The organism is Streptomyces xanthii (assembly GCF_014621695.1).
In the GTDB taxonomy this organism is placed as follows: Bacteria; Actinomycetota; Actinomycetes; order Streptomycetales; family Streptomycetaceae; genus Streptomyces; species Streptomyces xanthii.
Genome location: NZ_CP061281.1, coordinates 2548683 through 2573724 on the forward strand (window position 1 = coordinate 2548683; position 25042 = coordinate 2573724).

Consider the following 25042-nt stretch of genomic DNA (forward strand, 5'->3'; position numbering starts at 1 on the left):
GGGCGCCCCTTCCCCTCCCTGGACCCGATCGGGTCAGACGGTCAGGACGACCTTGCCGAAGAGGTCGCCGCCCGCCATCTTCTCGAAGCCCTCGCGGGCCCGGTCGAGCGGCAGGACCTCGTCGATCACAGGACGGAGGCCGGTCGCGGCGCAGAAGGACAGCAGGTCCTCCAGCTCGTCCTTGGAGCCCATCGTCGAGCCGACGACCTTGAGCTCCAGGAAGAAGATGCGGTTGAGCTCGGCGGCCGGCGGGTTGGGGCCGCTGGTCGCGCCGGAGATCACCAGCGTGCCGCCGGGGCGGAGCGACTTCACGGAGTGGGACCAGGTCGCGGCGCCCACGGTCTCGATGACGGCGTCGACCCGCTGCGGCAGCCGCGCCCCGGACTCCAGCGCCTCGACGGCCCCGAGCTCCAGGGCCCGCTTGCGCTTGGCCTCGTCGCGGCTCGTCGCGAAGACCCGCAGCCCGGCCGCCTTGCCGAGCGCGATCGCGGCCGTGGCGACACCGCCGCCCGCGCCCTGCACGAGGACCGAGTCACCGGGGCGCACCCCGGCGTTGGTGAAGAGCATCCGGTACGCGGTCAGCCAGGCGGTGGGCAGGCAGGCGGCCTCCTCGAAGGAGAGCTCCTTCGGCTTGGGCAGCACGTTCCACTCGGGCACGGTGACCTGCTCGGCGAAGGTGCCCTGGTACTTCTCGGTGAGGATGGACCGGCGCTCGCGCGGTCCCACCCCGTGACCGGTCTCGCCGATCACCGAATGGAGTACGACCTCGTTGCCGTTCTGGTCGATCCCGGCGGCGTCGCAGCCCAGGATCATGGGCAGCGCCTCCTCGCCGAGTCCGACCCCGCGCAGGGACCACAGGTCGTGATGGTTGAGAGAGGCGGCCTTGACGTTCACGGTGGTCCAGCCCGGCCGGTCGGCGGGGGCGGGCCGCTCCCCCAGCTCCAGTCCGTTCAGCGGCTGATCACGGTCGATACGGGCAGCGTAGGCGGCGAACATGGCCCCGACGATAGGCCCAGCGCCCCGGCCGGGGAACCGTCCCGCCCTGTGACACACGTCCTCTGGCGCAACGCCCCGAAGGGATCAAGCAGACGGTTCCGGGTACGGAAACCGGAACGGGAACAGGCACGGAAGCGGGAGCGGTCGCAGACACCGGCAAGGAAGCGGCTGCGGACACGGAAGAGGCCCCGCCGGAGCGGGGCCTCGACCGAACCACACGAAAAGAACCGCGGGCAGCGTCAGCGCTGGGCGACGCCCTCGGCGCGCGCGGCGGCGGCCACGGCGGCGGTGACGGCCGTGGCCACCCGCTCGTCGAACGGCGACGGGATCACGTAACCGGCGGCGAGCTCGTCACCCACGACGTCGGCGATCGCGTCGGCGGCGGCGATCTTCATGCCCTCGGTGATCCGCGTGGCCCGCACCTGGAGGGCGCCCGCGAAGATGCCCGGGAAGGCCAGCACGTTGTTGATCTGGTTCGGGTAGTCCGAACGCCCGGTCGCGACGACGGCCGCGTACTTGTGGGCGATGTCGGGGTGCACCTCGGGGTTCGGGTTGGCCATCGCGAAGACGAAGGCACCCGGCGCCATCGAGGCGACCGCCGGCTCGGGGACCGTACCGCCGGAGACGCCGATGAAGAGGTCGGCGCCCGCGAGGGCGTCCTCCAGCGTGCCGGACAGGCCCGCCTTGTTCGTGATCTCGGCGAGCTCGCGCTTGACCGGGTTGAGGTCCTCGCGGTCGCGGCTCACGATGCCCTTGCGGTCGGTGACGGCGACGTCGCCGAGACCGGCCTCGAGCAGGAACTTGGCGATCGCCACGCCCGCCGCACCGGCGCCGGAGATCACACCGCGCAGCTCGCCGAGCTCGCGCCCGCTGAGCTTCGCCGCGTTCTTCAGCGCGGCGAGGGTGACCACGGCGGTGCCGTGCTGGTCGTCGTGGAAGACCGGGATGTCGAGCCGCTCCTGGAGCTTGCGCTCGATCTCGAAGCACCGCGGAGCCGCGATGTCCTCGAGGTTGACGCCGCCGAAGGACGGGGCGAGGCGCACGACGGTGTCGACGATCTCGTCGACGTCGGTCGTCGAGAGTGCGAGCGGCACGGCGTCCACGCCACCGAACTGCTTGAAGAGAATGGCCTTGCCCTCCATCACCGGGAGGGAGGCCTCGGGACCGATGTCACCGAGTCCCAGGACGGCCGTACCGTCGGTCACGACCGCCACGACGTTCGACTTCCACGTGTAGTCGTGGACGAGCTCCGGCTTCTCCGCGATGGCGCTGCACACCTTCGCGACGCCGGGCGTGTACGCCAGGGACAGGTCGTCCTTGTCGCGGACCGGCACGGTGGCCTGCACGGCCATCTTGCCGCCGCGGTGCAGCGCGAATGCCGGGTCGAAGGGCTCGTCAGTGCCCTCGTTGCCCGTATTGGCGTCGCTGCGAGGATTGACGATCTCCGCTGCCACTTTTCTGACCCCTTAAGTCTTATTGCTTCAGTTGAGGGTGGGTCCGCTCCTGGTGAGGAACGGGCGGGACCGCGTACGACCCGGCCGGTCCGTTTGTGACCGGCCGTGCGGGTGCGTACACGACGGGCGCGCCGCACGCGCGCCCTGTGCCCCGGATGAGGGGTGTAAAGAACCTTCTTACCTGACTGACGGGGCCACGGACGACCCCGTACGTGATCGATCACGCCTCGGTGACATGACTCATAGCCGAATGTCTGGACAATTCAACAAGTCGAACGCGAGGCGGGCGAGGGGTCGCCCGAATGGTGAGACGAAGGGCGATCCACCGGAGAATCTTCGGTTCCGGGGCCGCGGAGCGGCAGAAGATCCAGCGCCATGCCCCCTGTAGCGCCCGCCTGTTGCGATCTTGGACGACCCGTTATCCGATTTTGACATCGCAGACCCCCTGAATCGGGCAGTCCGAATGGCAAGATGCCGTAACCACGCGAGGTCGCGACGCTCGACAACATGTGCGACCACACGGCTTTTTCCCTCACCCTGCCGGAGGAACCAAGCATGACCGCAAGCACCACCCGCCGCACGACCGCGACGTCCGCGAAGTCCCGGATAGCCGCGATCGGCGCGATCGCGGTCGCCGGCACCCTGCTGCTGACCGGCTGCGGCGACCAGACGAAGGACAAGGACGCGGGCTCCGGCACCGCCTCCACCAAGAACGCGCCGCTGGCCGACAAGCTCCCCAAGGAGATCCGCGACAAGGGCGTCATCCGGGTCGGCTCGGACATCGCCTACGCCCCGGTGGAGTTCAAGGACAAGTCGGGCAACGCGATCGGCATCGACCCCGACATCGCCGCGGCCATGGGCAAGCAGCTCGGCGTGAAGTTCGAGTTCGAGAACGGCACCTTCGACACCCTCGTCACGGGCCTTCGCTCGAACCGCTACGACATCGCGATGTCGGCCATGACGGACACCAAGGACCGTCAGGAGGGTGTCGACTCGGACACCGGCAAGAAGGTCGGCGAGGGCGTCGACTTCGTCGACTACTTCAACGCGGGCGTCTCCATCTACACGCCGAAGGGCAAGACCCAGGGCATCAAGACCTGGGACGACCTGTGCGGCAAGAAGATCGTCGTGCAGCGCGGCACGGTCTCCCACGACCTGGCCAAGGCGCAGGCCAAGAAGTGCCCCAAGGGCAAGACGCTGGGCATCCAGGCCTTCGACGACGACCAGCAGGCCCAGACCCGCCTGCGTTCGGGCGGCGCCGACGCCGGCTCCTCCGACTTCCCGGTCGCCGCGTACGCGGTCAAGACCACGGGCGGCGGCAAGGCCTTCGAGATCGTCGGCGACCAGGTCGACGCGGCCCCGTACGGCATCGCCGTCTCCAAGGACCAGACCCAGCTGCGCGACGCCATCAAGGACGCGCTCGACGCGATCATCAAGAGCGGCGAGTACGACAAGATCATCGCCAAGTGGGGCGTCGAGGCGGGCGCCGTCAAGGAAGCCACCGTCAACGGCGGTAAGTGACCACGCACCTCGGTCGTAGAAGTCGTTGAAAGGCAAGATCCGTGTCTGTTGACATCGAGAAGACGGGCGGCGGCCCCGAGGACACGCCGCCGCCCACGACCGCGCCGGAAGCCATCAGGGCGATTCCGGTGCGGCATTACGGGCGTTACCTGGCCGCGGTGGTCGCGCTCGCGCTCCTGGGTTCGATCATCTATGCCTTCGGGCAGGGCAAGATCCAGTGGAGCACGGTCCCGGAGTACTTCTTCGACGACCGCATCCTGACGGGTGTCGGCAAGACGCTGCTGCTGACGGTCCTGTCGATGCTGATCGGTGTCGTGGGCGGTATCACGCTGGCCGTGATGCGTCTGTCGAAGAACCCGGTGACCAGCTCGATCGCCTGGTTCTACATCTGGTTCTTCCGTGGGACGCCGGTCCTGGTCCAGCTGTTCATCTGGTTCAACCTGGGCCTGGTCTTCGAGTACATCAACCTCGGTCCGATCTACAAGGACTACTGGTCCTCGTTCATGACGCCGCTGCTGACCGCGCTGCTGGGTCTGGGGCTGAACGAGGCCGCGTACATGGCGGAGATCTGCCGTGCGGGTCTGATGTCGGTCGACGAGGGCCAGACGGAGGCCTCGCACGCGCTGGGCATGTCGCACTCGAAGACGCTGCGGCGGATCGTGATCCCGCAGGCGATGCGGGTGATCGTGCCGCCGACGGGCAACGAGTTCATCAACATGCTCAAGACGACGTCGCTGGTCGCGGCGGTGCAGTTCAACGAGCTGTTCCGCTACGCGCAGGACATCGGTCAGCAGTCGGGTTCGCCGGTGGAGATGTACTTCACGGCGGCGGCCTGGTACCTGATCATGACGTCGATCCTGAGTGTGGGGCAGTACTACATCGAGCGGTACTACGCGCGCGGCACGTCCCGTCAGCTGCCCGCGACGCCGTGGCAGAAGGTGAAGGCGAACATGCTGTCGCTGTCGAACCGGTCCAAGGCGGTGGGCGCGTGAGCGGCGACGTGAACGTGATGGTGAAGGCGGAGGGCGTCCACAAGTCCTTCGGCGCGGTGCAGGTCCTGCAGGGCATCGACCTGGAGGTCAAGCAGGGTGAGGTGTTCTGCCTGATCGGCCCGTCCGGGTCGGGCAAGTCCACGTTCCTGCGCTGCATCAACCACCTGGAGAAGATCAACGGCGGCCGTCTGTACGTGGACGGTGAGCTGGTCGGCTACCGCCAGCAGGGCGACAAGCTGTACGAGCTGCGCGACCGGGAGGTGGCGTTGAAGCGGCGGGACATCGGCATGGTGTTCCAGCGGTTCAACCTCTTCCCCCACATGACGGCGCTGGAGAACGTCATGGAGGCGCCGGTCCAGGTCAAGAAGCAGTCGAGGGCGGATGCCCGCAAGCGGGCCGGCGAGCTCCTGGAGCGGGTCGGTCTCGGGGACAAGGCGAAGAACTATCCCTCGCAGCTGTCGGGCGGTCAGCAGCAGCGTGTGGCGATCGCCCGCGCGCTGGCCATGGATCCCAAGCTGATGCTGTTCGACGAGCCGACCTCGGCGCTCGACCCGGAGCTGGTGGGTGACGTCCTCGACGTCATGCGCGACCTCGCCGAATCGGGCATGACGATGATCGTCGTCACCCACGAGATGGGCTTCGCCCGGGAGGTCGGTGACAGCCTCGTCTTCATGGACGGCGGCGTCGTCGTCGAGTCCGGCCACCCCCGCGACGTGCTGACCAACCCCCAGCACGACCGCACCAAGTCCTTCCTGTCCAAGGTCCTCTGACCCCCGACGGACGGCAACAGCCGAAAAGGGGGCGCTACGGGGTCACGACCCCGGGGCGCCCCCCTTTCCTTCTCACTTCGTCTGCGGGTGCGTGGGGGCTGGTCGCGCAGTTCCCCGCGCCCCTGGAGATGCGCACTTCGTGCGCAATGTCCATCGGGGGCGGTGCCCCATCGGGGAAATGCGGCGCGAAGCGCCATGCATTTCAGGGGCGCGGGGAACTGCGCGACCAGCCCCCACCGGACCCGCACCCGAAACCCGGCACCCCCTACCGCACCGCCAGGACCAGCGCGTCCGACGGCGACCGCCAGACGGCCCGCGCCTCACCGAAGCCCGCCGAGCGCAGCGCCCCCGCGTGCCAGGCCACCGACGGCATGTCCCCGTCCGCGTGCTCCCCGTAGATCTCGAACCGCCGGGCCGTGGGGCCGGCCAGGACGGGGTCGGCCGCGGCCAGCGCCCACCATTCGGCCCAGTCGACCGCGCCCTCGCCCCGGGCCCGGTCCATGCGCGCGTGCCGCGACGCCCGCTCCGCGGCGTTGATCCGCGGCGTCGTCTCGTCGATCATGTGGTCCGCGTTCATGAACACCCCGCCGTCCCGGACGAGCGGGGCCAGTTGGCCATACAGGGCGGCGAGAGGCTCGGAGTGCAGCCAGTGCAGGGCGGTGGCGGTGAGCACGGCGTCGTACGTCGTGTGCGGCAGCGCCTCCGTCCAGCGCGGGTCCTTGAGGTCCGCGGTGACGAAGGAGACCCGCTCGTCCCCCTGGAAGGTGCCGCGGGCGATGGCGAGGAGTGCCGGGTCGAGGTCGACGCCGACGCTGGTCGCGTCCGGGAACCGCTTCAGGAGGCGGTCGGTGATGCTGCCGGTGCCGCAGGCGAGGTCGAGCACGCGGGGCGCGGGCCCCGCGAAGGCCTCGACCATGTCGAGCATCACCCGGAACCGCTCCTCGCGGTCCGGCATGTACCACTCCTGTTGCCGGTCCCAGCTGTCCTGCCAGGCACGCCAGTCGGTCGTTCCCTCGGCGGCGGTCTCGGTCACGTCGGTCATGAAAGCCCTCCAGGACGAGCGCGTAATACCCTGAAACCTAGAGCGAGCATTACCCTCGCTCGCCCCGACGATAGACGGCCCCGGTAAGGACTACAAGTGGAACTGGCCTATTACTCGGACTACGCGGTGCGTCTCGTGAACAGCGAGGAGCCGGGCCGCGGCAAGGACGAGCTGACCTCGGTCGACGCGGTGCGCGCCCTGTTCGGCGCCAACCAGTCGGCGGCCCGCCGCGCCACCGAGTCCGATCTGACCCGCTTCCGTGGGGTGCGGGCCCGGCTGCGCGCGGTGTTCGAGGCGGCGGACGGCGGCGACGAGACGCTCGCCGTTGACCTGCTGAACTCCCTGCTCCTGGAGTTCCCGGTGAGCCCGCAGATCTCCGGGCACGACCACCGGGACGACGACGGGCGCCCGCTGTGGCACATGCACCTCGCGGACCATCCGTCGAACGCGACGGCGGGCTACGCGGCGATCGCCGCGATGGGCCTCGCCTTCCATCTGACGGAGTACGGCGTGGACCGGCTCGGCCTGTGCGAGGCGGCGCCCTGCCGCAACGCGTACCTGGACACGTCCACGAACCGCTCTCGCCGCTACTGCTCGGACCGCTGCGCGACCCGGGCCAACGTGGCCGCCTACCGGGCCCGCAAGCGCCTGGAGGCCGACCGGTCGCAGCGCACGGGCCGCACCGCGGAGAACACCCAGGACAGCACCGCCGTCACCGAGCGCTGACCCTCCCCCTGCTCCCACGGCTTGCGGCGGCGCAGCCGGCCGCGCACCCGGGCGAGCACCAGCTCGTCGGGCACGACTCCGTAGACGGTGCTGTCGCCCCCGGCGCCCGGGTTGTCCCCGAGCACCCACCAGCCGCCGTCGCGGCGTTCGGCGATCCGCTTGACGACCAGCAGGTCCTGCTGGAACGGGTGCCGCAGGACGACGACGTCCCCAGGCCGCACCCGGGCGCCGTGCTGCACCAGCATCCAGTCGCCGGGGTACAGGGTCGGCACCATGGACGGGCCCTCGACCTCAATGATCTGAAACGGCACCTTCGCCTCGCGCACTTCTTCGATCGCCTCGGGCATCAGACAACCTCCCCGGTTCCCGCCGTGCTCCCGTCCCATCCTCCATCAGTCCAAGTCTGGCCCCGGACTTTTGGCCTAAGCCCCCGGGGGCACTCGAGAAAACCCGTCCCGCACGGAGTAATGTCCCACCTGAGAAGACGATCACGAGGAAGGACAGCTACATGCTCTCCCGCCTGTTCGCCCCCAAGGTGAAGGCCAGCGCTCACTGCGACCTCCCCTGCGGCGTGTACGACCCGGCCCAGGCCCGCATCGAGGCCGAGTCGGTCAAGGCCGTCCAGGACAAGATGGCCGCCAACGACGACGCCGCGTTCCAGACGCGCGCCATCGTCATCAAGGAGCAGCGCGCCGAGCTCGCCAAGCACCACGTGTCGGTGCTCTGGAGCGACTACTTCAAGCCCCCGCACTTCGAGAAGTACCCGGAGCTGCACCAGCTGGTGAACGACACCCTCAAGGCCCTCTCGGCCGCGAAGGCCTCGTCGGACCCGGCCACGGGCCAGAAGGCGCTCGACTACATCGCCCAGATCGACAAGATCTTCTGGGAGACCAAGAAGGCCTGATCCCGGCCTGCTTGTTCACGACCCTCGGGCGGTGCACCCTCGCAGGGCCGACGAACGTCTCGAAGGGGCTCGGCGTCACCACGCCGAGCCCCTTCGGCGTGCCCGGCCCCGGTCGAAGGGCTGGTCCCGGCCGGTGACGCGGGCCGCGGGTCCTGCCGAGCGCAGGACGACGTCGAGCGCGCGGTCCGGTGCGGCCGCGTAGACGGTGCTGAACCACGGCATGTTCGCCTCGACGACCGCCCAGGTGCCGTCCGCGAGGAGTCCGACGTCGAGGACGACGGCGCTGGGCAGGGTGGCGGCGTGCGCCGCGAGGAGGCGGTGCGCGAAGTCCCGTACGGGGGTCTGCCGCGGGTGTCCTTCGAGGGGCGCCGCGTCGAGCCGGCCGTACGTGGCGTACTGGGCGCCCGTGCGGATCTCGCCGTCGAGGACGAAGAGGCGGAACTCTGCGGTCCAGGTGACGACTTCGGCGATCTGTACCGGCGTGGCGGGCGGCGGGCCGGCCGGGAGCGCGGCGCCGTCGGCGTAGACCGCGGCCGCGAAGGACTTGTCGGTGGGCGGTTTGACGAAGGCGGGGCCGCTCAGCCGGCGCGCCTCGGCCAGGGTCGCCCGGCGCAGGGAGCGGCCGGTGACGGAGCGGGGCAGTTCGGTGAGCCAGGCGTCGGTGGGTTCCAGGAGGGCGACGCCCAGGTCGCCGGCGACGTGGGCAGCGAGCGCCGGGCCGCCGTAGTAGTGGCCCTCGGGGCGGCCGCGCAGGTCCTTGGCGCCGTCGGGGCCCGCGAGTTCCACGACGTCGATGCCGCGCCTGGCCGCGGCTCCCGCGAGCAGTTCGCGCGTCGGGCTCGCGTGCGGGGTGACGGCGAGGAAGGGGCGCGGGGCGGCGGTCATGCGGCCCATTCCACCAGGCTGCGCGGGCCGTCGGGGCGTACGGGACACTGAGCGGCATCGCCCCCTACAGGTGTCCCCCGCCGCCCCGATCGTCCCAGGAGCCCCGCCCATGGCCCGCCGTCCCCGCGTCCTCTACGTCACCGATCTCGCCTACGAGGCCCGTGGCCGCCGCTACTGCGACGAGGACATCTTCCTGACCTCGCGGCTGCGCTCCGCGTTCGACCTCGCCCTGTGCCACCCGCGGGACGCCGCCGCGCTGATGGACGACTTCGACGGGGTCGTCGTGCGCAACAGCGGCCCGGTCATCGGCTACCCGGAGGCGTACGAGGCCTTCCGCGCGCGGGCCGTGGAGCGCGGCACGACGGTCTACAGCCCGCTGGACGGCCGCGGCGACATGGCCGGCAAGCAGTACCTGCTGGACCTCACCGACGCCGGGTTCCCCGTGATCCCGACCGTCGACCGTGCCGCCGACCTGCACCGGCTGCCGGCCGCCGAGGAGTACGTGGCGAAGCCGAAGCTGGGTGCCGACTCCATAGGCCTGCGCTTCGTCGGCCCGGACGAGCTGACCGGGCTCCCCTACGAGGACGGCCTGCTGGTCCAGCCGCGGATCCGGTTCCGCTACGAGGTGTCGTTCTACTTCGTGGACGACACCATGCAGTACGCCCTGTACGCGCCGGACCCGGAGCGGCGCTGGGAGCTGCGCCCCTACGAACCGACGGACGCGGACCGGGAGTTCGCCCGGCGCTTCGTCGAATGGAACACCGTCCGGCACGGCATCCAGCGGGTCGACGCCTGCCGCACTCCGGAGGGTGACCTGCTGCTCGTCGAGCTGGAGGACCTCAATCCGTATCTCTCCCTCGACCTGGTGGACGAGGCGACGCGGGACACGTTCGTCGCCGCGATGACGGAGTCGGTGCGCGCCGCGCTCGCGGAAAGTCGTTAGACCGGGCGGGCTCTGTCAGGGCCCTCAGGCGCCGGGTGGCTCAGGGCCAGTCGCGGACCTCGGTGACGGCGGCGACGGGCAGCGGCCCGTAGATGTGCGGGAACAGCTCGCCGCCCGGCACGCCCTCCTCGTCGCGCACCGGCACGTCGAGCCGGTCCCTGTCGACGACGAGGACGACCAGCGTGCCGGGCTCGGGGTCCTTCCCGTACAACGCCTCGGCGATGCCGCGCAGTTGAGGGCCGTACGAGCAGTGGATGAAGCCGACGTCCTGGAGGGTCTTGCCCCGCGTCGACCCGGTGTACGTGCCGGTGGCGCGGGCCTGCTCCCAGAGGGTGCGCTCGGTGAGGTGCAGCAGCTCAGTCATACGTACAACCTAGAGCGCTACGACTTCCTGGCGTACCGGCGGACGATCACGCCGTTCCCGAACGTGCGGTTCTCCTCCAGGGCGAACGCGGTGATCGCGCTGGAGCGGCCGGCGAACATCGGCATGCCGCCGCCGAACACCACCGGGTACGTCTTGACGATCAGTTCGTCGATTTCGTCGGCGAGCAGTCCGGCCAGTTGCGCGCCGCCGCACAGGTAGATGTCCCGGTCGCCGTCCTCCGCCTTGAGCGCGCGGACGCGGCCGACGACGTCGTCGCGGATCAGCTCGACGTTCGGGTCGGGGGACTTCTCCAGGCTGCGCGTCGCGACGAGCTCGCGCAGGTGCCCGTAGGGGCTGGTGATGCCAGCGTCGAGGCCGACCTGGTAGCTGCCGCGGCCCTGGAGGACGGTGTCGAACTTCCGGTTCGGGACGCCGTCGAGGCCGACCGCCGCCCGGACATGGGTCGGCAGGGTCTCCGGGTACTCGGCGGCGAGGAAGGCCATGAACTCCTCGTCGACGTACGTGGTGAACACGTCGCCGTTCCCGGACTCGTCGCCGATGAAGCCGTCGACGGACACGGCGACGAAGTAGGTGAGCTTGCGCAAGCTGGTCTCTTTTCGTGGACGGCAAAGGATGGTGTGGTTGCCGTGGGGCGAACCACTACACTTAGAGTGCTTCACTTGTAGTGGTTGCGCAAGCCCTTTACGGCAGCCGCTTGCGACAAGCCCTTGTCGGACAGAAGGAGTTGGGTGCGGACATGGTGAGGAATCCGGAGCGCAGGGCCGCCCTCGTGGACGCGGCGGTCGAGGTGCTCGCCGCCGAGGGCGCGCGCGGGCTGACCTTCCGGGCGGTGGACACCGCCGCGGGCGTGCCCACCGGCACGTCCTCGAACTACTTCACCAGCCGCGACGACCTGCTGGGCCAGATCGACACCTGGCTGCACCGGCGGCTCGCGCCGGACCCCGCGGTCGTCGAGGAGCTGCTCACCCGGCCCCGGGACCGCGCCCTGGTCACCGCGTTCATGCGCGATCTGCTGGGCCGCGCGCAGCGTGACCGCACCGGGTTCCTGGCCCTGATGGAGATGCGCCTGGAGGCGGGCCGGCGGCCCGAACTGCGCGCCTCCCTGATGAAGTCGCTCCGCGGCGACCTGGACGAGGGCGTCGCGTTCCACCTCGCGTCCGGGCTGCCCGGCGGCGCCGAGGAGGTCACGCTGCTCTACCTGGGCACGCTCGGGCTCATCCTGGAGACGCTGACGATGCCGGGCATGCTGGAGGGCGCCATCCCGGGCGTGAGCGTGCCCGAGGGGGTCGTCGAGCGGCTGGTGGAGCGGATCGTCCCTCAGGCGTGACGGCCCGGCCGGGCGTCAGTGCTGCTGCGGCTCCCGCCACATGGGCCACAGCGAGGGGCCGTCCGGGAGGTCGAGCGCGGTGCCGGTGAAGACGAACCCGAGCCGCTCGTACAGGGCGCGGCTGCGCGGGTTGCTCGCCTCCAGGTAGGCGGGCAGTCCCTCACGGTCGCAGCGCTCCAGAACCGGCGCCATCAGCGCGGTGCCGAGGCCCTCGCCCTGCCGGTCCGGGGCGACGCCGATCATCCACAGGTAGGCGTGCGCGCGTCCCGCCGGGTGGATCTCGGAGGTCCAGCGGGCGATCTGCTCCACCCGCTCATTGTCCGGGTCGACGGCCAGACGCACCTGGACGGCCTCGTCCTCGCCGCCCTCGCCCGCGTCGCCGCCCTCGCCCGCGTCGCCGTCCTCGCTCCGGTGCGGCTCGGCCGGCACGTCGACCCACAGGGCCGCCGCCGAACCGTCCTCGGCCAGGTCGATAAAGCCCTCTTCGTACGTCACGTCGGTGAACACGCCCATCAGGCGCGCGTGCCGGGCCCGCCGGTACTCCTCGCCGGGCAGGACCCAGCCGCTGACCGGGTCGTCCATGAACGCCGCGTCCAGCAGTCCGACCACGAGGTCCCGGTCGCTCTCCTGAGCCCGCCGAATCCGCACACCCACGCCCGTCCGCCCCCTGTGGCTCGCACCAACCCGCTGTCCGTGCGCGGGCGTTCGCAGCCTAGGCGATCACCGGTGCGACGGCGCACGGGCCCCGCTCCCCCGCCCGGAACGCGGTGGAATGCGGGGCCCGTGCGCCGCTCGGCCCCATCGGCGGAGGCGTCAGTGCCCCCGCCGCGTCACGAACTCCGCGAGCGAGAGCAGCCCGTCCGCGGACTGCGGCACCGGCACGGCCCGCGCCAGCTCGTCGACCGCGCGGGCCATCTGGTCGGCGGCCTGGGCCTGCGCCCAGTCCCGGCCGCCCGCCCGCTCGACGGCCAGCGCGATCGCCTCCAGTTCGGCGGGGCCCTCCTTCCCCGGGCCCGGTGGCCCGTACAGCGCGGCCAGCTCGTCCGCCGCGGGCCCGCCGGAGGCGAGTGCCGCGACGACCGGCAGCGACTTCTTGCGGACGGCGAGATCGGCCCCGGCCGGCTTGCCGGTGCGGGCCGGGTCGCCCCAGATCCCGATGACGTCGTCGATCAGCTGGAACGCGAGCCCCGCGGCCCGGCCGAACGCGTCGAGCGCCGCGACCTGCGCCGCGTCCGCCCCCGCGTAGAGCCCGCCGAGGGCGCAGGCGCAGCCGAGCAGCGCCCCGGTCTTGGCCTCGGCCATCGCCAGGGTCTCCGGCAGCGTCACCTCCCTCGGGTCGCGCCCCTCCAGGGCGACGTCGGCGACCTGGCCGGCGCACAGCTCGACGACACAGGCCGCGAGCCGGGCCACCGCGGCCGGGGCCGCCGGGTGCGGGTCCTCGGCGAGCAGCAGTTGCGCCTGGGCCTGCAGGGCGTCCCCGGTGAGGATCGCGTCGGCGTCCCCGAAGACGGTCCACGCGGTCGGCCGGTGCCGCCGGGTGGCGTCCCGGTCGATCACGTCGTCGTGCAGCAGCGTGAAGTTGTGGGTCAGCTCCACCGCGGCCGCGGCCCGTACGGCCTGCCCGGGCTCCCCGCCGAGGGCCCGCGCGGCGGCGAGGACGAGGGCGGGACGTACGGCCTTGCCCGCGTTCCCCGTAGCGGGCGTGCCGTCGGCGTGCTCCCAGCCGAAGTGGTGGCGGGCGACCCTGCGTATGGACGCGGGCAGTGCGTCGACGGCTCTGCGCAGTTCAGGATCGACGCTCGTCCTGGCCTGCGCCAGGGCCGTCGGTTCGGCGGACTCTGTGGTCACGGGTGGCTCCGTCGTCTGCGTCATGGGCTCACCCCCCGCCGGGCGCGCGGGCGCTCGCGCCGGGTCAACGCCACCGCCCGACCTCGACGTTCTCCAGCACGCCGAGCGCGTCGGGCACCAGGACCGCCGCCGAGTAGTAGGTGGTGACGAGGTAGGAGATGATCGCCTGCTCGCTGATGCCCATGAAGCGGACGGACAGGCTGGGCTCGATCTCGTCCGGGATGCCGGACTGGCGCAGGCCGATGACGCCCTGGTCGTCCTCACCGGTACGCATGCAGATGATGGAGGTGGTGCGGGCCTCGGTCACCGGGATCTTGTTGCAGGGATAGATCGGGACACCGCGCCAGGTCGGGATGCGGTTGCCCGCCACGTCGATGCTCTCGGGGACCAGGCCCCGCTTGTTGAGTTCGCGGCCGAACGCGGCGATGGCCTTGGGGTGCGCGAGGAACAGCTTGGAACCGCGGCGCCGGCTGAGCAGCTCGTCCATGTCGTCGGGGCTCGGCGCGCCGTCGTGCGGCTGGAGCCGCTGGTCGTACTCGCAGTTGTTGAGGAGGCCGAACTCGCGGTTGTTGATGAGCTCGTGCTCCTGGCGCTCCTTCAGCGCCTCGACGGTGAGCCGGAGCTGGTGCTCCGTCTGGTTCATCGGCTGGTTGTAGAGGTCCGCCACGCGCGAGTGGATGCGCAGCACGGTCTGGGCGACGCTCAGCTCGTACTCGCGGGGCGCCGCCTCGTAGTCGACGAAGGTGCCGGGCAGCACGGCCTCGCCCACGTGACCGGCGGAGAGGTCGATCTCCTTCTCGCCGTACCGGTTCGCCCGCTGCTCCGGGATCGCGCGCAGCCGCTCCAGGTGCTCGCGCAGCGCGTCGGAGCGCTCGGCGATCTGCTCCAGGTCGCGGCGGGGCAGTTTGAGCACGGTGCACGCGGTCGCGGCGCGGGCCGTGTACTCCCAGATGCCTTCGGTGTCGAGGAGCGCCTGGTCGCCGAAGTAGGCGCCGTCGGCGAGGACGCCGAGCACGGCGTCGTCCCCGTACGGGCCGGTGCCGATCTTCTCGACGCGGCCGTGCGCGAGGAGGAAGACCTCGTCCGTCTGGCTGCCGAACGAGGCGATGACCTGGCCGGCCTCGTACTCCCGCTGTGTGCAGCGCTGGGCCAGCTCGTCCAGCACGTCCGGGTCCTCGAAGCCGCGCAGCGCGGGCAGCTCCCCCAGCTCGGCGGGGATGACCCGGACCCGGTCCCCCGTCTTCACGAAGGTGATCCGCCCGTCGCCGACCGTGTAGCTCAGCCGTCGGTTGACCCGGTACGTGCCGCCCTGGATGTCGACCCACGGCAGCGTCCGGAGCAGCCAGCGGGAGCTGATCTCCTGCATCTGCGGCGCGGACTTGGTGGTGGTGGCCAGATTCCGCGCGGCGGATGTGCCGAGGCTCTTCTGCTCACCCGGCTGCTCCGTGCGGACCTCTTCGCCTACCGACATGAATGCCCTCCCGATCATGAACTGACCTGCGAGCGCCACCCTTCCAGTACGCTCCGCAGTCGCGCCATTACACAAATGAGCGGGAATGCATCGCTCGGATGCGGGGCAGTGGACGCGCGCCCAGGCCGCGATCCATCCGGCTCATCCCGTCCGTCCCGCATCGCCGGTTTTAGGAACTCCAAGATCGGGGCGCGCGTTGAAGAGGGCGAGAGACACGGCAGACGCCGGCAGCGGACGACAGAAAAGGTGACCATGATGGCGGGCTTTCTGGACCGGGCCAAGGAGCAGGCGCAGCGCGGGCTGACGCAGGGCAAGCAGAAGCTGGACGAGGTGCAGGCGCAGCGGGCCGGCTCCGATCTGCTCAAGCGCCTGGGCGCGGCGTACTACGCGGAGCGCCGGGGCAGCGGCAGCCCGGACGCGACGCAGCAGGCGCTCCAGGCCCTGGAGTCGCACATCGCCGAGCACGGTGACAGCTTCCTGCGGAGCTGACCGCCCGCGGGCCCACCACGGCCGGCCCCGACCGCGGGGAGCGCGCGGGGCCGTCCGGGGCTGTCCGGATCGCATCGCACGGGATACGAACGAGTAGTCCGTGCGGGGCCGTTCCGGTACAAGCAGCGGTACGAGACGTTCCGCACCCGGTGGTCGTCGCGCCCGCGAAGGAGGCGGCCATGGCCCCACCCATGTCCGCGAGCAGTTTTCTCGCCGCTCTCGAGCACGAGGGCCTGACGGTGGTCGAGGTCGGCGACTGGCGCCATCACAACCGCAATCACAAGGGCGCCTGGGGCCCGGTGCACGGCGTGATGATCCATCACACCGTCACCTCGGGCAGCGCCCGCACGGTGGAGCTGTGCCGAAACGGTCATCCTGATCTGCCCGGCCCGCTGTGCCACGGAGTCATCACGAAGGACGGCCGGGTCCATCTGGTCGGCTACGGGCGGGCGAACCACGCGGGCCTCGGCGACGACGACGTGCTGCGCGCGGTGATCGCGGAGAAGGCCCTCCCGCACGACAACGAGGCGAACACGGACGGGAACCGGCACTTCTACGGCTTCGAGTGCGAGAACCTCGGCGACGGGGACGACCCGTGGCCGGCGGCGCAGCTGGAGGCGATCGAGAAGGCGGCGGCCGCGATCTGCCGTCACCACGGCTGGACGGAGCGGTCCGTCATCGGCCACCTGGAGTGGCAGCCGGGCAAGGTCGACCCGAAGGGCTTCACCATGGCGGCGATGCGCGGGCGGATCCGGGACCGGCTCAAGTAGCGGCGCGGGCCGCGGCGGCGGGCGCCCGGACCGGTGTCCGACAATGGCCGGGTGCCCCGCCCGAACCCCACCGGCCCCGCGCCGACGCCCCTGACCGGCGCCGGTCCCCCGCCGCGGCTGCCCTCACCGCTCGCCGAGGTCGACGACGAGCGGTTCGCGCGCCGCGGCGTACGTCTGCTCCTGAAGCGGGACGACCTGATCCATCCGGACCTCGTGGGCAACAAGTGGCGCAAGCTCGCGCCGAACCTGGCGGAGGCGCGCGGGCGCGCGATCGTGACCTTCGGGGGCGCGTACTCGAACCATCTGCGGGCCGCGGCCGCCGCGGGCCGGCTCCTGGGCGTGCCCACGATCGGTGTCGTCCGGGGCGACGAGCTCGCGGCCCGGCCGCTGAACCGGTCGTTGCGGCGGTGCGTGGCGGACGGGATGCGTCTGTTCTTCGTCGACCGGTCCACGTACCGGTCGAAGCGGGAACCCGAGGTGCTGGCGCGGGTGCTCGACGACGCGGGAGCCGCCGGCGCCTATGTGGTGCCGGAGGGCGGGAGCAACGCGCTCGCGGTGCGGGGGTGCGTGGAGCTCGGGCGCGAACTGCGCGGGCGGGCCGATGTCGTGGCCGTCGCCTGCGGGACCGGGGGGACGCTGGCGGGCCTCGCGGCGGGGCTCGACGAGGGGCAGCGGGCGCTCGGGGTGGCCGTGCTCAAGGGCGGGTTCCTGAGCGGTGAGGTCGAGGCGCTGCAGACCGGCGCGTTCGGCGGGCGGCGGGGAGTCTGGGAGGTGACGGACCGCTTCCACGGAGGCGGCTACGCGCGCGTGCCCGCCGAGCTCGACGCCTTCGCCCAGGAGTTCGAGCAGCGCCACGGGCTGCCCGTCGAGCGTCTCTATGTCGCCAAAATGCTGCACGCCCTCACGGTGCTGACGGAGGAGGGCGCGTTCGCTCCGGGGACGACCGTGGCGGCGGTGATCACGGGCGCGCCCGACGCACCGGAGCCGTCGCGGTCACCCTCCCGGTCGACCTCGCCCGCGCCCCCGCCTCAGTCGTCGACCTCGCGGTAGGCCGCCGCCTCCTCCAGGTCCAGGCGGCGCAGCAGGGTGCGCAGCATCTCGTCGTCGATGCGGCGCTCGTCGCGCATCTTCACGAACACCTCGCGCTCGGCCTGGATCGCCTCACGGGCGAGCCGGCGGTAGGTGTCGTCGGCGGACTCGCCGGTCACCGGGTTGGTCTGGCCCAGGCGCTCCCACACCGCGTTGCGGCGGCGCTCCAGGACGGTGCGGAGGCGGTCCTGGAGGGGCTGGGGCAGGCAGTTGCGCTGGTCCTCCATGAGGGCGTCCACGCGCTCCTCGGCCGCCGTGGACGCCGCGTTCTGCGCCTGCGCCTCGGCGAGCGTCTCGGCCCGCACGTCTCGGCCCGGCAGCTTGAGGAGCTTGATCAGCGGCGGCAGCGTGAGCCCCTGCACGACGAGCGTGCCGATGACGGTCGTGAAGGTCAGGAAGAGCACCAGGTTCCGCGCGGGGAACGGCTCGCCCTCGTCCGTGACGAGCGGGATCGAGAACGCGATGGCCAGCGACACGACGCCGCGCATGCCCGCCCAGCTGACGATGAGGGGCCGTCGCCAGTCGGTGTCGCTCTCCCGCTCCCTGATGCGCGACGAGAAGCACCACGGCAGGTAGGTGGCCGGGTAGGACCACACGAAGCGGATCACCACCACGAAGAGGAACACGCCGAACGCGTACCAGACCGCCTGCCCGACGCTGTACTCGCCGAGCCCCTTCAGGACGACGCGCAGCTGGAGCCCGATCAGAGCGAAGACCGCGGATTCCAGGATGAACGCGACCACCTTCCAGACGGCCGCCTCCTGGAGCCGCGTCTCGAAGTCCACCTGGTAGGAGCGGTGTCCCAGGTAGAGGCCCACGGTGACGACGGCGAGCACCCCGGAGGCGCCGAACTGCTCGGCGACGGCGTAGGCGACGAACGGGATCAGCAGGGACAGCGTGTTCTGGAGGAGCGCCTCCTTCAGGTGCGTGCGCAGCCAGTGCAGCGGCACCATCAGGAGGAGGCCGATGCCGACGCCGCCGACGGCCGCCACGAGGAACTCCCGGATGCCGCCCGCCCAGCTGGCGCCCTCGCCGACGGCCGCGGCGAGCGCCACCTTGTAGGCGGTGATCGCGGTCGCGTCGTTCACCAGGGACTCGCCCTGGAGGATCGTGGTGATCCGCGAGGGCAGCCCCACCCGCCGGGCGATGGCGGTCGCGGCGACGGCGTCCGGCGGGGCGATCACGGCGCCCAGGACGAGCGCGGCGGTCAGCGGCAGGTCGGGGATCAGCTGGTAGGCGAGCCAGCCGACCGCGACGGTGGCGAACAGGACGTAGCCCACCGACAGGAGTGCCACGGGCCGGATGTTGGCTCTCAGGTCCAGGTAGGAGCTCTCCAGGGCCGCGGTGTGCAGCAGGGGCGGCAGGATCAGCGGCAGCACGACGTGCGGGTCGAGCGCGTATTCGGGAACGCCCGGGACGTACGAGGCGACGAGCCCCACCGCGACGAGGAGGAGCGGCGCCGGCACCGGAGTCCGGCGCGCCACCCCGGCCACCGCGGCGCTCGCCGCGACCAGTCCCACCAGTGGCAATACGTCCATGACCCGCCTTCCGCCCGGCCTGCGCGCCGTGCCCGTCGTAACCTGGCCATCATGTACGAGTGCCCGCACGTCGACGCGCTGCCGCAACCGGAACCGGCGCCCCTGAGCGAGACCTGTCTGGAGTGCCTGGCCCTGGGCAGTCACCCTGTGCAACTGCGCCTGTGTCTCGTCTGCGGTCACGTCGGCTGCTGCGACTCCTCGCCGTTCCGGCACGCGACGGAGCACTACAAGGACACCGGGCACGCGGTCATGCGCACCTTCGAGCCTGGTGAGGACTGGCGTTGGTGCTTCGTCGACTCGATTCTCGTGTGATCCCGAGGATCCGCGCCCGCGGGCGGTTCGACGGGTCGGCGCCTGGGTACGTCAATGCGGCGCCCGCTCTTTCCAATTGAGCCCGCCCCACCTCTAGCCACTGTCCGTACCCGTAGGCTTACTATGAGTGACAGCAGTGGGCCGGGGGTCCCCGGGACAGGAAAGTCGGGCGCGCGGTAGCGTCACCGCAGATATACGTGGCGCATCACCCGGGGGGATCGTCCTCCGGAGCCCGAAAGTGCTTGTACCACCTTGGAGGTGAGGGTGTCCCAGATCGCAGGCGAGCCCGGGAATCAGGACTTCGTGGAAGTCCGGCTGCCGGCTGCGGGTGCCTACCTGTCGGTGCTGCGGACGGCCACGGCCGGTCTGGCAGCGCGTTTGGACTTCACCCTCGACGAGATCGAGGACCTCCGCATCGCGGTCGACGAGGCCTGCGCGATCCTGCTCCAGCAGGCCGTCGCGGGCTCCGTGCTCAGCTGTGTGTTCCGCCTCGTGGACGACTCCCTGGAGGTGACCGTGTCCGCCCCGACCACGGACGGCCGGGCCCCGGAGCGCGACACCTTCGCCTGGACGGTCCTCTCCGCCCTGGCCGGCCAGGTCGAGTCCTCGGTCGCCGAGGACAACACGGTCTCGATCAGCCTCTACAAGAAGCGCGGCGCGGGCCCCGGCCCGGCGTGATGGACGGGGGTGGTCCGGTGCGGGACGACAAGAGCGGCACACGAGATCTCCCGGCCGACGGCACGGGCGGGATCCGCCGGCTGACCACCGGCATCCCTGAGCAGCAGGCCCGGCCGCACCCGGAGGACCCGGCGGCCGACGGGGCACAGCAGGCAGCGCCGCCCTCCGGGCCCGAGACTCGCGGGGGCCCCGGTGGATCGGACGCGCGACGGGCGGGACGGATGAGCGACCAACAGCGACAGGGTGAGCAGCAGGGCACGCGCGATCCCCAGGACCGCAGCAACGCCAAGGCGTTGTTCCTCGAGCTGCGCACCCTGAAGGACGGCAGCCCCGAGTACGCGGATCTGCGCAACCGGCTCGTGCGCATGCACCTGCCGCTCGTCGAGCACCTGGCGCGCCGCTTCCGCAACCGCGGCGAGCCGCTGGACGACCTGACGCAGGTCGCGACGATCGGCCTGATCAAGTCGGTCGACCGCTTCGACCCGGAGCGCGGGGTGGAGTTCTCCACGTACGCGACCCCGACGGTGGTCGGGGAGATCAAGCGGCACTTCCGGGACAAGGGCTGGGCGGTGCGCGTCCCGCGCCGGCTCCAGGAGCTGCGGCTCGCGCTGACCACGGCGACGGCGGAGCTGTCCCAGCTGCACGGGCGCTCCCCCACGGTCCACGAGCTCGCCGAGAAGCTGGGGATCTCGGAGGAGGAGGTCCTGGAGGGTCTGGAGTCGGCCAACGCGTACTCCACGCTGTCCCTGGACGTCCCCGACACGGACGACGAGTCACCGGCGGTCGCGGACACCCTGGGCGCCGAGGACGAGGCGCTGGAGGGCGTCGAGTACCGCGAGTCCCTCAAGCCGCTCCTGGAGGACCTGCCGCCGCGCGAGAAGCGCATCCTGCTCCTGCGCTTCTTCGGGAACATGACGCAGTCGCAGATCGCGCAGGAGGTCGGCATCTCCCAGATGCACGTCTCCCGCCTGCTGGCCCGCACCCTGGCCCAGCTCCGGGAGAAGCTCCTCGTGGAGGAGTAGAGGCTCCGCGGATGTGAGTGAAGGGCTCGGGGGCTACTCCGGGCCCTTCGCGCTGCCCGGCATGCGGATGCCGAGCGCGACGGTGGTCGCCGGGTTGACGAGCATCACCAGGGCCGTGAGCGCCACGGCCGCGAGCGCGATACCGAAGGGCAGGGCCACGCCGCCGCTCTGGCCCAGCGTGTAGGCGACGGGCAGCGCCATGATCTGCGTGATGATCGCGGGCCCGCGGCTCCAGCTCTTCAGCGCGAGCAGGCCGCGCGCGGCGAGCAGCGGCAGCAGGGCGAGCACGATCAGGGTGACGCCGCCGGTGATCGCCTGCTGGCGGTTGTCGGGGTGTCCGGTGAGCGCGGCGACCAGCATGTAGGCGCCGCCCACGACGAGTGCGGCGCCCTCGAGGCCGGCCAGGGCCGCGGCGGCGGTCAGCCGGCCGGGGCGGGGCTCGGTCGGTGCGGACGTCTCGGGGGCGGGGTTCTGCTCTGAGGTCACCTTTGCAGAGTAGCCCCCGCGCGCCCGCGTTCCCGAGGCCCTCCCCCGGGCCGCCGGGGCCCTGACTCCTACCCGACTCCTACCTCGGTCTGGGCCCGATCAAGGTCGCTAGGTACCCTGCCTTGCATGCGTGCACTCCTCGTGGTCAATCCGGCGGCAACCACCACCAGTGCGCGCACGCGCGATGTCCTCATCCACGCGCTCGCCAGCGAGATGAAGCTGGAGGCGGTGACGACCGAGTACCGCGGGCACGCCCGGGACCTCGGGCGGCAGGCCGCGGAGAGCAAGGACATCGAGCTGGTCGTCGCCCTCGGTGGCGACGGCACGGTCAACGAGGTCGTGAACGGGCTGCTGCACGCGGGCCCCGACCTGGACCGGCTGCCCGGTCTGGCGGTCGTCCCCGGCGGCTCCACGAACGTCTTCGCCCGCGCCCTGGGTCTGCAGAACCATCCGGTGGAGGCCACCGGCCAGCTTCTGGACGCCCTGCGCGAGGGCCGGCAGCGCACGGTGGGCCTGGGGCTCGCCGCGGGCACGCCCGGCACGGAGGACGAGGCGGTGCCGTCCCGCTGGTTCACCTTCAGCGCGGGGCTCGGCTTCGACGCGGGTGTGGTCGGCCGGGTCGAGCAGCAGCGGGAGCGGGGCAAGCGTTCGACGCACGCTCTGTATGTGCGACAGGTGGTGCGCCAGTTCCTCGGGGAGCCGGACCGCCGGCACGGCACGATCACGCTCGAACGTCCGGGCGAGGACCCGGTCACGGATCTCGTGGTCTCCATAGTGAGCAACACCTCACCGTGGTCGTTCCTGGGTAACCGGCCGCTCTATCCGACGCCTCAGGCGTCCTTCGACACCGGCCTTGACGTGCTCGGACTCAAGAAACTGTCGACCCCGGCGGTCGCCCGTTACGGCGGCCAACTGCTCGCCTCCACTCCCGAGCGGGGCCCCCGCGGCAAGAACGCGGTCACGCTCCACGACCTCACCGACTTCACCTTGCATTCCAAGGTGCCCCTGCCGCTCCAGATGGACGGTGACCACCTGGGGCTGCGTACGAGCGTGACGTTCACAGGCGTTCGCCGTGCACTGCGTGTGATTGTGTGAGTGGAAGGGCCCTTGGTCCTTTATCTCGAACGTTTGGGCTGGGCTCCACCCCATGGAAGTACGGCTGTGACCGAGGCGACACCGAGGAATCAAAAAAAACTTTCCTGAAGGGGTTGTATCCGCCGCCGAGGTTTGCGAATCTCTACATGGCGCTCGGGACGGCCCGCAACATCGGCCCCACAGAGAGCCCGAATCCCCTCCTCCAAGCAACGGACAGCCGTCGCAGATGTGACGTTCGTCCCTTCACTTGTTGAGGGATTCGTGAAAGCGTTCACATTCACAAGCAACTTGCACGTAATACCAAGGAGAGGTAGCAGCCATGGACTGGCGTCACAACGCCGTTTGCCGCGAGGAAGACCCCGAGCTCTTCTTCCCCATCGGCAACACCGGTCCTGCGCTGCTGCAGATCGAGGAAGCCAAGGCCGTCTGCCGCCGCTGCCCCGTCATGGAGCAGTGCCTGCAGTGGGCGCTCGAGTCCGGCCAGGACTCCGGCGTCTGGGGTGGCCTCAGCGAGGACGAGCGCCGCGCGATGAAGCGCCGCGCCGCCCGCAACCGGGCCCGTCAGGCCTCCGCCTGATTCCCCACCCCGTTCGAGCCTGAGCCCGGCGGCGCGTACATCGCGTACGCATCTCCCGCCCCCGAGCCGCAGCGCGCAGTACCCCCGATGCTCCCCCAGGCTCCGCCCGGGACATGACCCGAGCAACGCGAGCAGTGAGCCCCGGACCGTTCCGACGGTCCGGGGCTCACTGCTGTGTGCGCAGCGTCACTTCCTCTGGCGAGGCGCCTACTTGCTGGAGTTCACCGGGATGTCGAGGATGACCCGGGTGCCGCGCTCGGGGGCGGGGACCATGTCGAAGGTGCCGCCCAGTTCGCCCTCGACCAGGGTGCGCACGATCTGGAGGCCGAGGTTGCCGGCCTTCTTCGGGTCGAAGCCCTCGGGCAGTCCGACGCCGTCGTCCTGCACGGTGATCAGCAGCCGGGCTTCCTTGGTGGTGCCGCCGCGGACGGCCCCGACCTCGACCGTGCCGGTGTCGCCCTGCCGGTAGCCGTGCTCCAGCGCGTTCTGCAGGACCTCGGTCAGGACCATGGAGAGCGGGGTCGCCACCTCGGCGTCCAGGATGCCGAAGCGGCCGGTGCGCCGGCCGGTCACCTGGCCCGGGGAGATCTCCGCCACCATCGCGAGGACCCGGTCGGCGATCTCGTCGAACTCCACGCGCTCGTCCAGGTTCTGGGACAGCGTCTCGTGGACGATCGCGATGGAGCCGACCCGGCGGACCGCCTCCTCCAGGGCCTCGCGGCCCCGGTCGTCGCCGATGCGCCGGGCCTGGAGGCGCAGCAGCGCGGCGACGGTCTGCAGATTGTTCTTCACCCGGTGGTGGATCTCCCGGATGGTGGCGTCCTTGGTGATCAACTCCCGCTCGCGGCGGCGCAGTTCCGTCACGTCGCGCAGCAGGACGAGGGAGCCGATCCGGGTGCCCTTGGGCTTGAGCGGGATGGCGCGGAGCTGGATCGAGCCCTCCTCGCCCTCGATCTCGAACTCGCGCGGGGCCCAGCCGCTGGCGACCTTGGCGAGCGCCTCGTCCACCGGGCCGCGCGACGGGGCGAGTTCGGCGGTGGTGGAGCCGAGGTGGTGGCCGACGAGGTCGGCCTGGAAGCCGAGGCGGTGGTACGCGGACAGCGCGTTCGGCGAGGCGTACTGGACGACCCCGTCGGCGTCGAGCCGGATCAGGCCGTCGCCCACGCGCGGGGAGGCGTCCATGTCGACCTGCTGCCCGGGGAACGGGAAGGAGCCCGCGGCGATCATCTGCGCGAGGTCGGAGGCCGACTGGAGGTAGGTCAGTTCGAGCCGTGAGGGGGTGCGGACCGTGAGCAGGTTCGTGTTCCGCGCGATGACGCCGAGGACGCGGCCCTCACGGCGTACGGGGATCGACTCGACCCGGACCGGGACCTCCTCGCGCCACTCCGGGTCGCCCTCGCGGACGATGCGGCCCTCGTCCAGGGCGGCGTCCAGCATGGGGCGGCGGCCGCGCGGCACGAGGTGGCCGACCATGTCGTCCTGGTAGGAGGTCGGGCCCGTGTTGGGCCGCATCTGCGCGACGGAGACGTACCGGGTGCCGTCGCGGGTGGGGACCCACAGGACCAGGTCGGCGAAGGAGAGGTCGGAGAGCAGCTGCCACTCCGAGACCAGCAGGTGCAGCCACTCGAGGTCGGAGTCGCCGAGGGCGGTGTGCTGGCGGACGAGATCGTTCATGGAGGGCACGAGCCCGAGCGTACCCGGCGGTGAGCGGGGTCCCGAATC

At 71.1% G+C, this 25042-nt stretch carries 28 protein-coding genes; 15 read left to right on the top strand and 13 right to left on the bottom strand.

Going from position 1 to position 25042, the window contains the following annotated elements:
- Window positions 1–33 precede the first annotated feature (33 nt).
- Complete coding sequence (locus IAG42_RS11430) at window positions 34–996, bottom strand: zinc-binding dehydrogenase (protein ID WP_188336911.1); 963 nt, start codon at window positions 994–996, stop codon at window positions 34–36.
- A 239-nt stretch (window positions 997–1235) separates the two neighbouring features.
- On the bottom strand, window positions 1236–2450 hold the full coding sequence (locus tag IAG42_RS11435; RefSeq protein ID WP_188336912.1) for an NAD(P)-dependent malic enzyme: 1215 nt from the start codon (window positions 2448–2450) through the stop codon (window positions 1236–1238).
- A 555-nt stretch (window positions 2451–3005) separates the two neighbouring features.
- On the opposite strand from IAG42_RS11435, the gene IAG42_RS11440 reads away from it, so the two are divergent.
- Genes IAG42_RS11440 through IAG42_RS11450 form a run of 3 tightly spaced genes read left to right on the top strand, consistent with a single transcriptional unit; the run spans window position 3006 to window position 5733 of the window.
- Window positions 3006–3971: an ABC transporter substrate-binding protein gene (locus IAG42_RS11440; protein WP_188336913.1), complete on the top strand. Its 966-nt coding sequence runs from the start codon at window positions 3006–3008 to the stop codon at window positions 3969–3971.
- Between the two features lie 41 nt (window positions 3972–4012).
- A complete protein-coding gene (locus IAG42_RS11445) occupies window positions 4013–4963 on the top strand; it encodes an amino acid ABC transporter permease (RefSeq protein WP_188336914.1) in 951 nt (316 codons plus the stop codon).
- Window positions 4964–4971: 8 nt separating this feature from the next.
- Window positions 4972–5733, top strand: coding sequence for an amino acid ABC transporter ATP-binding protein (locus IAG42_RS11450; protein WP_317453357.1), 762 nt, complete (start codon window positions 4972–4974; stop codon window positions 5731–5733).
- Between the two features lie 265 nt (window positions 5734–5998).
- Here IAG42_RS11450 and IAG42_RS11455 read toward each other — a convergent pair whose 3' ends face one another.
- Window positions 5999–6775, bottom strand: coding sequence for a class I SAM-dependent methyltransferase (locus tag IAG42_RS11455; RefSeq protein WP_188336915.1), 777 nt, complete (start codon window positions 6773–6775; stop codon window positions 5999–6001).
- A gap of 96 nt (window positions 6776–6871) precedes the next feature.
- Here IAG42_RS11455 and IAG42_RS11460 point away from each other — a divergent pair, with 96 nt between their 5' ends.
- Window positions 6872–7501 (top strand): CGNR zinc finger domain-containing protein, encoded by a 630-nt coding sequence (locus IAG42_RS11460; RefSeq protein ID WP_188336916.1) that lies wholly within the window; start codon window positions 6872–6874, stop codon window positions 7499–7501.
- On the opposite strand, the gene sodX is transcribed toward IAG42_RS11460, so the two are convergent.
- Window positions 7405–7848, bottom strand: a complete 444-nt coding sequence (sodX, locus tag IAG42_RS11465) for a nickel-type superoxide dismutase maturation protease (RefSeq protein ID WP_188336917.1) — start codon at window positions 7846–7848, stop codon at window positions 7405–7407. The genes IAG42_RS11460 and sodX overlap by 97 nt on opposite strands.
- A gap of 161 nt (window positions 7849–8009) precedes the next feature.
- On the opposite strand from sodX, the gene sodN reads away from it, so the two are divergent.
- A complete protein-coding gene (gene sodN / locus IAG42_RS11470; protein WP_161304267.1) occupies window positions 8010–8405 on the top strand; it encodes a superoxide dismutase, Ni in 396 nt (131 codons plus the stop codon).
- A gap of 75 nt (window positions 8406–8480) precedes the next feature.
- Here the strand turns inward: sodN and IAG42_RS11475 are convergent, their stop codons facing one another.
- On the bottom strand, window positions 8481–9290 hold the full coding sequence (locus tag IAG42_RS11475) for an ATP-grasp domain-containing protein (protein ID WP_188336918.1): 810 nt from the start codon (window positions 9288–9290) through the stop codon (window positions 8481–8483).
- 109 nt (window positions 9291–9399) lie between these two features.
- On the opposite strand from IAG42_RS11475, the gene IAG42_RS11480 reads away from it, so the two are divergent.
- Window positions 9400–10233, top strand: coding sequence for an ATP-grasp domain-containing protein (locus IAG42_RS11480; RefSeq protein ID WP_188336919.1), 834 nt, complete (start codon window positions 9400–9402; stop codon window positions 10231–10233).
- A 40-nt stretch (window positions 10234–10273) separates the two neighbouring features.
- On the opposite strand, the gene IAG42_RS11485 is transcribed toward IAG42_RS11480, so the two are convergent.
- Window positions 10274–10597, bottom strand: coding sequence for a DUF952 domain-containing protein (locus tag IAG42_RS11485; RefSeq protein ID WP_188336920.1), 324 nt, complete (start codon window positions 10595–10597; stop codon window positions 10274–10276).
- Between the two features lie 17 nt (window positions 10598–10614).
- Window positions 10615–11202: a dihydrofolate reductase family protein gene (locus tag IAG42_RS11490; RefSeq protein ID WP_188336921.1), complete on the bottom strand. Its 588-nt coding sequence runs from the start codon at window positions 11200–11202 to the stop codon at window positions 10615–10617.
- Window positions 11203–11354: 152 nt separating this feature from the next.
- On the opposite strand from IAG42_RS11490, the gene IAG42_RS11495 reads away from it, so the two are divergent.
- Window positions 11355–11945: a TetR/AcrR family transcriptional regulator gene (locus IAG42_RS11495; protein ID WP_188336922.1), complete on the top strand. Its 591-nt coding sequence runs from the start codon at window positions 11355–11357 to the stop codon at window positions 11943–11945.
- A gap of 15 nt (window positions 11946–11960) precedes the next feature.
- Here IAG42_RS11495 and IAG42_RS11500 read toward each other — a convergent pair whose 3' ends face one another.
- The 3 genes from IAG42_RS11500 to IAG42_RS11510 all read right to left on the bottom strand — a co-directional run bounded on the left by IAG42_RS11500 (window position 11961) and on the right by IAG42_RS11510 (window position 15264).
- Window positions 11961–12599, bottom strand: coding sequence for a GNAT family N-acetyltransferase (locus IAG42_RS11500; protein ID WP_188336923.1), 639 nt, complete (start codon window positions 12597–12599; stop codon window positions 11961–11963).
- 159 nt (window positions 12600–12758) lie between these two features.
- A complete protein-coding gene (locus IAG42_RS11505) occupies window positions 12759–13817 on the bottom strand; it encodes a family 2 encapsulin nanocompartment cargo protein polyprenyl transferase (RefSeq protein WP_188336924.1) in 1059 nt (352 codons plus the stop codon).
- Between the two features lie 40 nt (window positions 13818–13857).
- Window positions 13858–15264 carry a family 2B encapsulin nanocompartment shell protein gene (locus tag IAG42_RS11510; protein ID WP_188336925.1) on the bottom strand — a complete coding sequence of 469 codons (1407 nt, stop codon included), beginning with the start codon at window positions 15262–15264 and terminating at the stop codon, window positions 13858–13860.
- A gap of 255 nt (window positions 15265–15519) precedes the next feature.
- Between IAG42_RS11510 and IAG42_RS11515 the strand changes: the two genes are divergently transcribed.
- From IAG42_RS11515 to IAG42_RS11525, 3 genes are all read left to right on the top strand, one after another.
- Entirely contained in the window at window positions 15520–15753 is a 234-nt protein-coding gene (locus IAG42_RS11515) for a hypothetical protein (RefSeq protein WP_188336926.1), read from the top strand.
- A 179-nt stretch (window positions 15754–15932) separates the two neighbouring features.
- Entirely contained in the window at window positions 15933–16523 is a 591-nt protein-coding gene (locus IAG42_RS11520) for a peptidoglycan recognition protein family protein (protein WP_188336927.1), read from the top strand.
- A 51-nt stretch (window positions 16524–16574) separates the two neighbouring features.
- A complete protein-coding gene (locus IAG42_RS11525; RefSeq protein ID WP_223205948.1) occupies window positions 16575–17573 on the top strand; it encodes a 1-aminocyclopropane-1-carboxylate deaminase/D-cysteine desulfhydrase in 999 nt (332 codons plus the stop codon).
- Here IAG42_RS11525 and IAG42_RS11530 read toward each other — a convergent pair.
- On the bottom strand, window positions 17552–19150 hold the full coding sequence (locus tag IAG42_RS11530) for a Na+/H+ antiporter (RefSeq protein WP_188336928.1): 1599 nt from the start codon (window positions 19148–19150) through the stop codon (window positions 17552–17554). The two genes, IAG42_RS11525 and IAG42_RS11530, sit on opposite strands and share 22 nt — an antisense overlap.
- Before the next feature lie 51 nt (window positions 19151–19201).
- Here IAG42_RS11530 and IAG42_RS11535 point away from each other — a divergent pair, with 51 nt between their 5' ends.
- The 3 genes from IAG42_RS11535 to IAG42_RS11545 all read left to right on the top strand — a co-directional run bounded on the left by IAG42_RS11535 (window position 19202) and on the right by IAG42_RS11545 (window position 21162).
- Window positions 19202–19462: a UBP-type zinc finger domain-containing protein gene (locus tag IAG42_RS11535; RefSeq protein ID WP_188336929.1), complete on the top strand. Its 261-nt coding sequence runs from the start codon at window positions 19202–19204 to the stop codon at window positions 19460–19462.
- 264 nt (window positions 19463–19726) lie between these two features.
- The gene (locus IAG42_RS11540) at window positions 19727–20140 is read left to right on the top strand and encodes an ATP-binding protein (RefSeq protein ID WP_188336930.1); all 414 of its coding nucleotides are present in this window, start codon (window positions 19727–19729) and stop codon (window positions 20138–20140) included.
- Entirely contained in the window at window positions 20140–21162 is a 1023-nt protein-coding gene (locus tag IAG42_RS11545; protein WP_384627858.1) for an RNA polymerase sigma factor SigF, read from the top strand. Before IAG42_RS11540 ends, IAG42_RS11545 begins: the two co-directional genes overlap by 1 nt.
- A gap of 33 nt (window positions 21163–21195) precedes the next feature.
- Here IAG42_RS11545 and IAG42_RS11550 read toward each other — a convergent pair whose 3' ends face one another.
- Complete coding sequence (locus IAG42_RS11550; protein ID WP_188336932.1) at window positions 21196–21648, bottom strand: hypothetical protein; 453 nt, start codon at window positions 21646–21648, stop codon at window positions 21196–21198.
- Between the two features lie 126 nt (window positions 21649–21774).
- Here IAG42_RS11550 and IAG42_RS11555 point away from each other — a divergent pair, with 126 nt between their 5' ends.
- Window positions 21775–22743, top strand: a complete 969-nt coding sequence (locus IAG42_RS11555) for a diacylglycerol/lipid kinase family protein (protein WP_188336933.1) — start codon at window positions 21775–21777, stop codon at window positions 22741–22743.
- Between the two features lie 319 nt (window positions 22744–23062).
- A complete protein-coding gene (locus IAG42_RS11560) occupies window positions 23063–23320 on the top strand; it encodes a WhiB family transcriptional regulator (protein ID WP_016639615.1) in 258 nt (85 codons plus the stop codon).
- Window positions 23321–23527: 207 nt separating this feature from the next.
- On the opposite strand, the gene IAG42_RS11565 is transcribed toward IAG42_RS11560, so the two are convergent.
- The gene (locus tag IAG42_RS11565; protein WP_188341319.1) at window positions 23528–24994 is read right to left on the bottom strand and encodes a PAS domain-containing sensor histidine kinase; all 1467 of its coding nucleotides are present in this window, start codon (window positions 24992–24994) and stop codon (window positions 23528–23530) included.
- Between the last annotated feature and the right edge of the window lie 48 nt (window positions 24995–25042).

Bases quoted from the DNA above. Each gene is read 5' to 3' on its own strand.
- IAG42_RS11430 (WP_188336911.1), bottom strand. From the start codon at position 996: ATGTTCGCCGCCTACGCTGCCCGTATCGACCGTGATCAGCCGCTGAAC.
- IAG42_RS11440 (WP_188336913.1), top strand. From the start codon at position 3,006: ATGACCGCAAGCACCACCCGCCGCACGACCGCGACGTCCGCGAAGTCC.
- IAG42_RS11455 (WP_188336915.1), bottom strand. From the start codon at position 6,775: ATGACCGACGTGACCGAGACCGCCGCCGAGGGAACGACCGACTGGCGT.
- sodX (WP_188336917.1), bottom strand. From the start codon at position 7,848: ATGCCCGAGGCGATCGAAGAAGTGCGCGAGGCGAAGGTGCCGTTTCAG.
- sodN (WP_161304267.1), top strand. From the start codon at position 8,010: ATGCTCTCCCGCCTGTTCGCCCCCAAGGTGAAGGCCAGCGCTCACTGC.
- IAG42_RS11475 (WP_188336918.1), bottom strand. From the start codon at position 9,290: ATGACCGCCGCCCCGCGCCCCTTCCTCGCCGTCACCCCGCACGCGAGC.
- IAG42_RS11480 (WP_188336919.1), top strand. From the start codon at position 9,400: ATGGCCCGCCGTCCCCGCGTCCTCTACGTCACCGATCTCGCCTACGAG.
- IAG42_RS11485 (WP_188336920.1), bottom strand. From the start codon at position 10,597: ATGACTGAGCTGCTGCACCTCACCGAGCGCACCCTCTGGGAGCAGGCC.
- IAG42_RS11495 (WP_188336922.1), top strand. From the start codon at position 11,355: ATGGTGAGGAATCCGGAGCGCAGGGCCGCCCTCGTGGACGCGGCGGTC.
- IAG42_RS11505 (WP_188336924.1), bottom strand. From the start codon at position 13,817: ATGACGCAGACGACGGAGCCACCCGTGACCACAGAGTCCGCCGAACCG.
- IAG42_RS11510 (WP_188336925.1), bottom strand. From the start codon at position 15,264: ATGTCGGTAGGCGAAGAGGTCCGCACGGAGCAGCCGGGTGAGCAGAAG.
- IAG42_RS11515 (WP_188336926.1), top strand. From the start codon at position 15,520: ATGGCGGGCTTTCTGGACCGGGCCAAGGAGCAGGCGCAGCGCGGGCTG.
- IAG42_RS11520 (WP_188336927.1), top strand. From the start codon at position 15,933: ATGGCCCCACCCATGTCCGCGAGCAGTTTTCTCGCCGCTCTCGAGCAC.
- IAG42_RS11530 (WP_188336928.1), bottom strand. From the start codon at position 19,150: ATGGACGTATTGCCACTGGTGGGACTGGTCGCGGCGAGCGCCGCGGTG.
- IAG42_RS11535 (WP_188336929.1), top strand. From the start codon at position 19,202: ATGTACGAGTGCCCGCACGTCGACGCGCTGCCGCAACCGGAACCGGCG.
- IAG42_RS11545 (WP_384627858.1), top strand. From the start codon at position 20,140: ATGGACGGGGGTGGTCCGGTGCGGGACGACAAGAGCGGCACACGAGAT.
- IAG42_RS11555 (WP_188336933.1), top strand. From the start codon at position 21,775: ATGCGTGCACTCCTCGTGGTCAATCCGGCGGCAACCACCACCAGTGCG.
- IAG42_RS11560 (WP_016639615.1), top strand. From the start codon at position 23,063: ATGGACTGGCGTCACAACGCCGTTTGCCGCGAGGAAGACCCCGAGCTC.
- IAG42_RS11565 (WP_188341319.1), bottom strand. From the start codon at position 24,994: ATGAACGATCTCGTCCGCCAGCACACCGCCCTCGGCGACTCCGACCTC.